This window comes from Cyanobium sp. N5-Cardenillas, from assembly GCF_024345515.1.
Classification (GTDB): Bacteria; Cyanobacteriota; Cyanobacteriia; order PCC-6307; family Cyanobiaceae; genus Cyanobium.
In genome coordinates this window covers 1-7,303 of the sequence record NZ_JAGQBG010000161.1, presented here as the reverse complement: position 1 = coordinate 7,303, position 7,303 = coordinate 1, and the positions used below count along the sequence as shown (strand labels likewise).

Annotated in this window: 6 protein-coding genes; 4 read left to right on the top strand and 2 right to left on the bottom strand. The window is 73.9% G+C overall.

Annotation, left to right across the window (positions count from 1 at the left end; translation table 11 throughout):
- Positions 1–1,195, top strand: a 1,195-nt coding sequence (locus KBZ04_RS12400; RefSeq protein ID WP_254992221.1) for an alpha/beta hydrolase family protein, incomplete at its 5' end; no start/stop codon positions are given.
- Positions 1,192–2,616 (top strand): sodium/glutamate symporter, encoded by a 1,425-nt coding sequence (locus KBZ04_RS12395; protein ID WP_254992220.1) that lies wholly within the window; start codon positions 1,192–1,194, stop codon positions 2,614–2,616. The genes KBZ04_RS12400 and KBZ04_RS12395, both read left to right, overlap by 4 nt.
- A 25-nt stretch (positions 2,617–2,641) precedes the next feature.
- Here the strand turns inward: KBZ04_RS12395 and KBZ04_RS12390 are convergent, their stop codons facing one another.
- A complete protein-coding gene (locus KBZ04_RS12390; protein WP_254992219.1) occupies positions 2,642–4,726 on the bottom strand; it encodes a bifunctional aldolase/short-chain dehydrogenase in 2,085 nt (694 codons plus the stop codon).
- Between the two features lie 58 nt (positions 4,727–4,784).
- On the opposite strand from KBZ04_RS12390, the gene KBZ04_RS12385 reads away from it, so the two are divergent.
- Positions 4,785–5,240 (top strand): hypothetical protein, encoded by a 456-nt coding sequence (locus tag KBZ04_RS12385; RefSeq protein ID WP_254992218.1) that lies wholly within the window; start codon positions 4,785–4,787, stop codon positions 5,238–5,240.
- Between the two features lie 10 nt (positions 5,241–5,250).
- Positions 5,251–6,243 carry a zinc-binding alcohol dehydrogenase family protein gene (locus tag KBZ04_RS12380; RefSeq protein ID WP_261351100.1) on the top strand — a complete coding sequence of 331 codons (993 nt, stop codon included), beginning with the start codon at positions 5,251–5,253 and terminating at the stop codon, positions 6,241–6,243.
- On the opposite strand, the gene KBZ04_RS12375 is transcribed toward KBZ04_RS12380, so the two are convergent.
- Positions 6,240–7,217 carry a class I SAM-dependent methyltransferase gene (locus KBZ04_RS12375; RefSeq protein ID WP_254992222.1) on the bottom strand — a complete coding sequence of 326 codons (978 nt, stop codon included), beginning with the start codon at positions 7,215–7,217 and terminating at the stop codon, positions 6,240–6,242. The genes KBZ04_RS12380 and KBZ04_RS12375 overlap by 4 nt on opposite strands.
- Between the last annotated feature and the right edge of the window lie 86 nt (positions 7,218–7,303).

The window sequence follows — 7,303 nt, the reverse complement described above, 5'->3', positions numbered from 1 at the left end:
CGGCTCCCTGGTGGTGGCCAACGAGCGCAGCGGCTGGTGGAACCTGGAACGGCTGGCCGATGTGGCCGCTTTGGAGTCGGACACCCCACTCCGCTGGCGGCCGCTGTGCCCGATGGAGGCGGAGTTCGGCAGGCCTCAATGGGTGTATGGCCTGCGCACCCTGGCCTGGGACGGCACCCAGTTGCTGGCGGCCGTCTGCCGCCAGGGGCGCTGGGAGCTGGGCCGGCTGGGGGCCGAGGGCGGCGCCTTCGAGCCGATCCCCCTGCCCTTCGATGAGCTGGCGGCCCTGACGGCGGAGGCGGGCCGGCTGGTGGCGGTGGCCGGGGCGCCGGGCATCGGCCAGGGGCTGCTGGAGCTGGACACGGCCAGCGGCAGCTGGCAGCACACGCCGGCCGCACCACCGTCGCTGGCGGCCGGGGCGATCAGCCGGCCGGAGCCGCTCTGGTTCGATGGCCACGGCGGCGCGGCCACCCACGCCTGGTACTACCCCCCCCGGGGGGGCAGCGGCGCCGATGCCCCCCTGCTGGTGAAGGGCCACAGCGGTCCCACCGCCATGGCCGGCACGGGGCTGAACCTGGCCATCCAGTTCTGGACCAGCCGCGGCTGGGGTGTGGTGGATGTGAACTACGGCGGCTCCACCGGCTTCGGGCGGGCCTACCGCGAGCGGCTCGACGGCCAGTGGGGCTTGGTGGATGTGGCCGACTGCGCCGCCGCCGCCCGGGCCCTGGTGGCGGCGGGCCGGGCCGACCCTGCCCGGGTGGCCTTCGAGGGCGGCAGCGCCGGCGGCTTCACCGTGCTGGCGGCCCTGTGCTTCACCGACGTGTTCAAGGCCGGCGCCGTCCGCTACCCCGTGACCGATCCGGAGGCCCTGCTCGGGGTGGATCACCGCTTCGAGGCCCGCTACACCGAAACCCTGATCGGCCCCTGGCCCGAGGCGCAGGCCGTCTACGCAGCCCGTTCACCGCTGCGGCATGCGGAGCGGATCACGGTGCCGGTGGTGTTCTTCCATGGCCAGGACGACCGGGTGGTGCCGGCGCGTCAGAGTGAGCGCATGGTGGAAGCCCTGCGCCGAGGCGGACTGGAGACGGAACTTCACCTGTTTGCCGGAGAGGGCCACGGCTTCCGTGAAAGCGGCGTGCGCACCACAGTGCTGGAGGCCACCGAAGCCTTCTTCCGCCGCCAGTTCCACCTGTGATCGCAGCGCTGGTGCCGGGGGTGGTGGAAGGCGTGGAATGGCTGGCCCTGGCCCTGGCCGCCCTCACCGTGCTGCTGCTGATCGGCAGCGGTCTGGGCGGACTTCTGGGCATGAAGCGATGGGGGCTGCCGGAGGCCCTGCTGTCAGGCGGGCTGGGGCTGGTGGTGGCCCCGGCCGGGCTGGTGCCCCTGCTGCCCCAGCGGATGATCGACCTCTGGGACCAGCTGCCCCTGCCCCTGCTGACGCTGGTGTTCGCCACCCTGCTGCTGGGCAAGCCGCTGCCGAAGCTGGGGGGCCTGTGGCGCCCCCTCTCGGCCCAGGTGCTGCTGGCGCTCACCCTGGCCTTCGGCCAGTTCCTGGTGGGGGGACTGGCGGTGCTGCTGGTGCTGCAGCCCTGGCTGGGGGTGAGCCCGGTGATGGCCTGTCTGATCGAGGTGGCCTACGAGGGCGGCCACGGCTCGGCCGCCGCCATGGGGCCCACCTACGAGCGGCTGGGGCTGGAGGGGGCCCAGGCCCTGGGGCTGGCGATGGCTACCGTGGGGCTGCTGGTGTCGACGGTGGTGGGCGGACTGCTGGTGGTGCTGGGGCGGGCCAGGCGCTGGCTGAAGTTTCCCGAGGCCCTGCTGATCGAGGAGGCGGTGGCGATCCTGGAGGAGGGGACACCGCCGCTGCAGGAGGTGCCGATGGGTCTGCCCCTGGAGGCGGGCACCGTGGAGGTGCCGGCGCTGTGGCGGCAGCTGGCCGACTGGACCGTGAACCTGGGCCTGGCGGGGGTGGCGGTGCTGTTCGGCTGCGGGGCGCTGGCCGTGCTGCGCTTGGTCGCCGACGCCAGCGGCGGGGTGTTCGCCCTGGTGATCGACGCCCTGCCCGTCTTCCCCCTGGCCCTGGTGGGGTCGTTGCTGGTGCGCCTGATCCTTGAGAAGAGCGGCCAGACCCAGTGGGTCTCGACCGCCATCCAGGGCCAGACCGGCACCATCTCGGCCGATCTGCTGATCACCGCCGCCACCGCCTGCCTGGACCTGAGCCTGCTGGCCCACGACTGGATCCCCCTGACGGTGCTGGCGCTGGCGGGCCTGCTGTGGAACCTGGGGGTGATCCTGCTGCTGGCGCCGCGGATCCTGCCGTCCGACTGGTTCGAGCGGGCCATCATCGAGTTCGGCCAGGCCACGGGCGTGGCGGCGAGCGGCCTGCTGCTGCTGCGCATGGCCGACCCGGGCGACCGCAGCCAGGCGGTGACGGCGTTCTCGATCAAACAGCTGCTGCTCCAGCCCCTGCTCGCTGGAGGCGTGATCACCGTGGTGGCCCCCCTGGTGGTGGACGGCTGGGGCCTGCCGGCCTGGACCGGCCTCTGCCTGGGCCTGGTGGTGCTCTGGAGCGGGCTGGGGCTGTGGCTGGCGGCGCGGGCCCGAGCCGCCGCCTAACGCACCGTCGCCCCGATAGGGGCGCTTATCTGACCATCGCCGCCACGTTGCCGCCATCGACGGTGAGTACGGCGCCGGTGGTGCGCTCCATGCGGGCCAGGGCCACGAAGGCGTCGGCCACATCGGAGGCGCGCACCTCGGCCCCCAGCAGGTTGCCGGCCATGTAGAGCTCCTCGCTGAGGCCGCGGGCCGCGGAGCGCTCCTTGATCATCGTGTCGTCGAGCAGGCCGGAGCGGATGCGGTCGGCGTTGATGGCGTTCACCCGCACGGCGGCCTCCCCTTCTTCTAGGGCGTACTGGCGTACCAGGGCCAGCAGGGCCGCCTTGCTGATGCCGTAGGCGCCGAAGTTGGGGCCCGGATTGAGGGCCTGCTTGCTGACGTTGAACAGCAGCTGGCCGCCAAGGCCCTGGGCGCGGAACACCGCCAGGGCCGCCTGGGCAACGTTCTGGTGGGCGAAGAAGTTGAGCTCGAAGCTGGCCCGCAGGTCGGCGTCGGCCAGGGTGGCCATCGGGCCGGTCCAGGCGGCGCCGGCATTGCTCACGACGATGTCGAGCCCGCCGAAATGGGCCGCCACCGCCGCGACGACGGCCCACACCGCCGCCGGGTCTGTGACATCGCAGGCGGTGCCGAGGGCCCGCTTGCCGCAGGAGGCCGCCACCGCTGCGGCGGCGTCCTGGTGGAGATCGAGCACGGCCACCTCGGCGCCGGCGGCGGCGAAGGCCCGGGCGGTGGCGGCACCGATGGCACCGGCGCCGCCGGTGACCAGCACCACCTGGCGGGCCAGGGGCTTCTCGGCCGCCTTGCCGAGCTTGGCCTGCTCCAGGCTCCAGTACTCCATGGCGAAGGTGTCGGCCTCGCCCACGGGCGCGAAGCGACCGATGGCCTCGGCCGCCAGCAGGGTCTGGGCCCAGGCCTCGGCGATGTCGGCCACCGTGGCCGCCTCGGCGGCCGACTTGCCGATCCCCACCAGCCCCAGGCCAGGAATCGCCGCCACCCGCGGCAGGGGATCGAGCGCCTTTTTGACGCCACCGGCGGCGGCGTTCTGGCGCTGGAAGTAGGCGCGGTACTCGGTGGCGTAGGCCTCCAGGGCCTGCTCGAGGGAGCGGCCCCAGGCGGCCAGGGCCGGGCCGTCGGCGCCGGGCGGCAGCGGCGGCAACACCAGGGGCCGGGCCTTGGTGCGGATCACGTGGTCGGGGGTGGCGACGCCGCGGGTCGCCCAGTCCGGCAGTCGGGCGTCGTCGCTGATGGCGCGGGCCAGGGGGGTGTCGCGCAGCGCCAGGATCCAGTGGGGACGGACGCCGGCGGCGACGGCGGCCCGGCCCAGGGCGCCCCGCAGCAGCGGCAGCACCGCCGCCGCAGGGGCGGGGCGCTCCGGCACGGCCACGGCGTGCAACGAGCGCTCGCCCCGGGCCAGGCGCTCCTCGGCCCGCCGCACCAGGTCGATCATCCGGTCGTAGCTCTGCTCGGCCGTCGCCCCGAAGGAGAACAGGCCGTGCTGCAGCAGCACCATGCCCTCCGGTTCGTTGCCGCCGGCCGCCGCCGCCTCGTAGGCCAGGGCCGCCGCCTTGGCCAGGGCGAAACCGGGCATCACGTAGGGAACCAGGGCCACCCGATCGCCATAGACCTCGCGGCACACCGCGGCCGCATCGGGCTGGTCGGCCAGGGCCAGCAGGGCGATCGAGTGGGTGTGATCCACAAACCTGTGGGGCAGGAAGGCGTGCAGCAGCGCCTCCACCGAGGGGTTGGGGGCGGCCGGATCGATCAGGTTCTGGCGCTGGGCCGCCACCATCGCCTCGTCGCTGAGGGACTCCAAGACCCGCAGGGCCTGCAGGGGCTCCAGCCGCACCGCCGGATGGCCCGGCGGCTCAATCGTGCCCAGGTCCCAGCCCGATCCCTTGACGCACAGCACCCGGATCGGCTCGCCCAGCAGCCCGTGCACGGTGGTCTTGACCGAGGTGTTGCCGCCGCCGTGCAGCACCAGCTCGGGGTCGGCCCCCAGCAGCCGGGCCGAGTAGGTGCGCAGGGCCAGGTCCTCGCCCACGCCCTGGTCGCCGTAGCGGGCGATCGCCGCGCGGGCGGCGGCATCCGACCAGCGATGTTGCACGGCCATGGGGCGAAACGGGGACTCTGGGGGGAGACTACGGGGAGCGATCCTCCAGGGGCTGCCCGTGTCCATCCGCTGCCGCCACGAGGTCTTGAAGCCGTGGGCCTGCCTGGCGTGGCTGCCCCTGCTGCTGGCGGTGGAGGTGGCGGCGAGCGGCGGGGTGGGGGCCCCCGCCCTTGCCGAGCGGCCGGTCCCGCCCCAGATCCCCCGCGACGGCTGGAAGGACTGCGAGTACAACGACAAGCCCCTGGCCTGCGTCGATGAGCAGCTCCCCGGCGGCCTGAAGATCCGCTGGAAGGACGGCCTGTCGATGACCTACCGGGCGGTGTCCGGCAAGGGCAAGGACGCCAGCGGCAGCGACCTGCTGCGCGACCGGCTGGGGGGGATCTGGCGCCGGGAGCTCTTCGTCCAGGGCAACATCACCCTCACCAACGAGGCCAACGGCAACCGGATCTTCGTGCCCCTGCGCTTCCCCTGCAAACCGCCCCTGAAGGGGGAGGTGGGCTACTGCCGCTACTGACCCCGCCGCCATGAGAGCGATTCTCGCCACCCCGGCCCTGGTGGACACGGAGCTGCCGCAGCCCGTCCCTGGCCCCCACGACCTGCTGGTGCGGATCGAGGCGGTGGCGGTGAACCCGATCGACACCAAGCTGCGGGCCGCCGTGGGCGCGGACGATCCGCCCCGGCAGCTGGGCTGGGATGGCTCCGGCGTGGTGGCGGCGGCGGGAGAGCGGGTGGGCCGCTTCCGGGTGGGGGATGCGGTGATGTTCGCCGGCGATGCGGGACGGGCCGGCTGCAACGCCGAAGCCGTGCTGGTGGACGGGCGGCTGGTGGGCCGCAAACCGGCGCGGCTCTCCTGGGCCGAGGCGGCCAGCGTGCCGCTGACGGGCCTGACGGCCTGGGGGGCCCTGTTCGAGCGGCTCGATCTCGATCCGAGCGGTGAGCGGGGGCGGGGCCGCAGCCTGCTGATCCTCGGCGGCGCCGGCGGGGTGGGCTCGATCGCCATCCAGCTGGCCCGCCGGGCCGGGGCGGTGGTGATCGCCAGCGCTTCGCGGCCGGAGAGTGCCGCCTGGGTAAGGGAGCTGGGGGCCGACCACGTCGTCGACCACCACCGGCCCCTGGCCCCCCAGCTGGCCGCCCTGGGCTTCGCGGCGGTGGATCTCATCGCCAACTTCAGCGACACCGACGCCTACTGGGAGGTGATGGCCGAGCTCATCGCACCGCTGGGCTCGATCGTGGCGATCGTGGGCAACCGCCACCCCCTCGACCTCAACCGGCTCAAGGCCAAGAGCGTGACCTTCGCCTGGGAGTTCATGTTCACGCGCTCCCAGTTCCAGACCGCCGACATGGGGCGTCAGGGGGAGATCCTGGATCACCTGGCCGCGCTGTTGGAGGGCGGCGAGCTGCGCCCCACCCTGGGCCGCACCCTCAGCCCCATCAACGCCGCCAACCTGGCCATCGCCCACGCCCAGCTGGCCTCCGGCAGCACGATCGGCAAGATCGCCCTGGCCGGCTGGGACTAGGCCAGTCGCGCCACCAGCACCCGGTGGCGGGGATCGCAGGCCTCCCGGCGGACCTCGCGGAAGCCGGCCTGCTCCAGGGCCCGGGGCAGATCGAGACTGAAGTAGTCCGCCAGGTAGGGCTCGGTGCTCTTGAGCAGGGTGGCGATCGACGCCGGCAGGCGGCGAATCACATCTGAATCGGGGTCCTGATCCACCAGGGCCACCACCCCGCCGGGCCGCAGCAGGCGGGCCGCCTCCCGCAGCACCGCCTGGGTGGCGCCTGCGGGCAGCTCGTGGCAGACGAACTGGAGGGTGATCAGGTCGACGCTGGCCGCCGGCAGGCCGGTGGCTTCGGCGGCGGCGTGGTGCCAGCGGCGGATCCGCCCCCCGGGATCGCGGACCCGGGCCACCGCCAGCATCTGGGGGGAGAGGTCGAGGCCGTCGACGGCCACGGGTGTGCGCTCGCGCCGCTCCAGCCAGTCCTTGAGGGCCAGGGTGCCGACGCCCACCGAGCAGCCGATGTCGAGGGCACTGCTCACCGGCCCGGTGAGGCTGGGCTCAATCGCCGCGAAGATCGCGTCCCGCAGCCGCCGCTGGGCCGCCTGGGGCTCGAGGGTTTCCGCCGGCCACACCCGCAGGGCCATGGCGTCGGTGGCCTGCTCCGCCTCGCCGGCCGCCTGCCAGCAGAGGTTGCCCTCCTGGTAGGCATGGAAGCGGGCCCGGTAGTAGGCAGGCGTGGCGGTGGCCGCATCGGTGCTGCTCGCCAGCAGCGGCTCGGCCTGCCGCACCAGCTCCTCGCGCCGGGCCCGCCAGGCGATGCCACGGCGCTCGGCGGTGCGGATGATCAGCTGGCGGGCCTGCAGGAACAGCAGCCGGCGCAGGGGCTCGACCGCCAGCAGCCGGTCGATCAGCCAGCCGAGGGGATGGCGCGAAGCCACCCAGTTGGGGGGCGGCGCGGCTGTCTGCGCCTGGGCGGCGGGCTGGGCCTGGGCCATGGCGACGGAGCGGCGCGGCAAGGGACAGCATTCTCGCCGCAGCCGGCCCGGCTGAATCGGGGTACGGTTGCCCTGCTGCCGCGAAC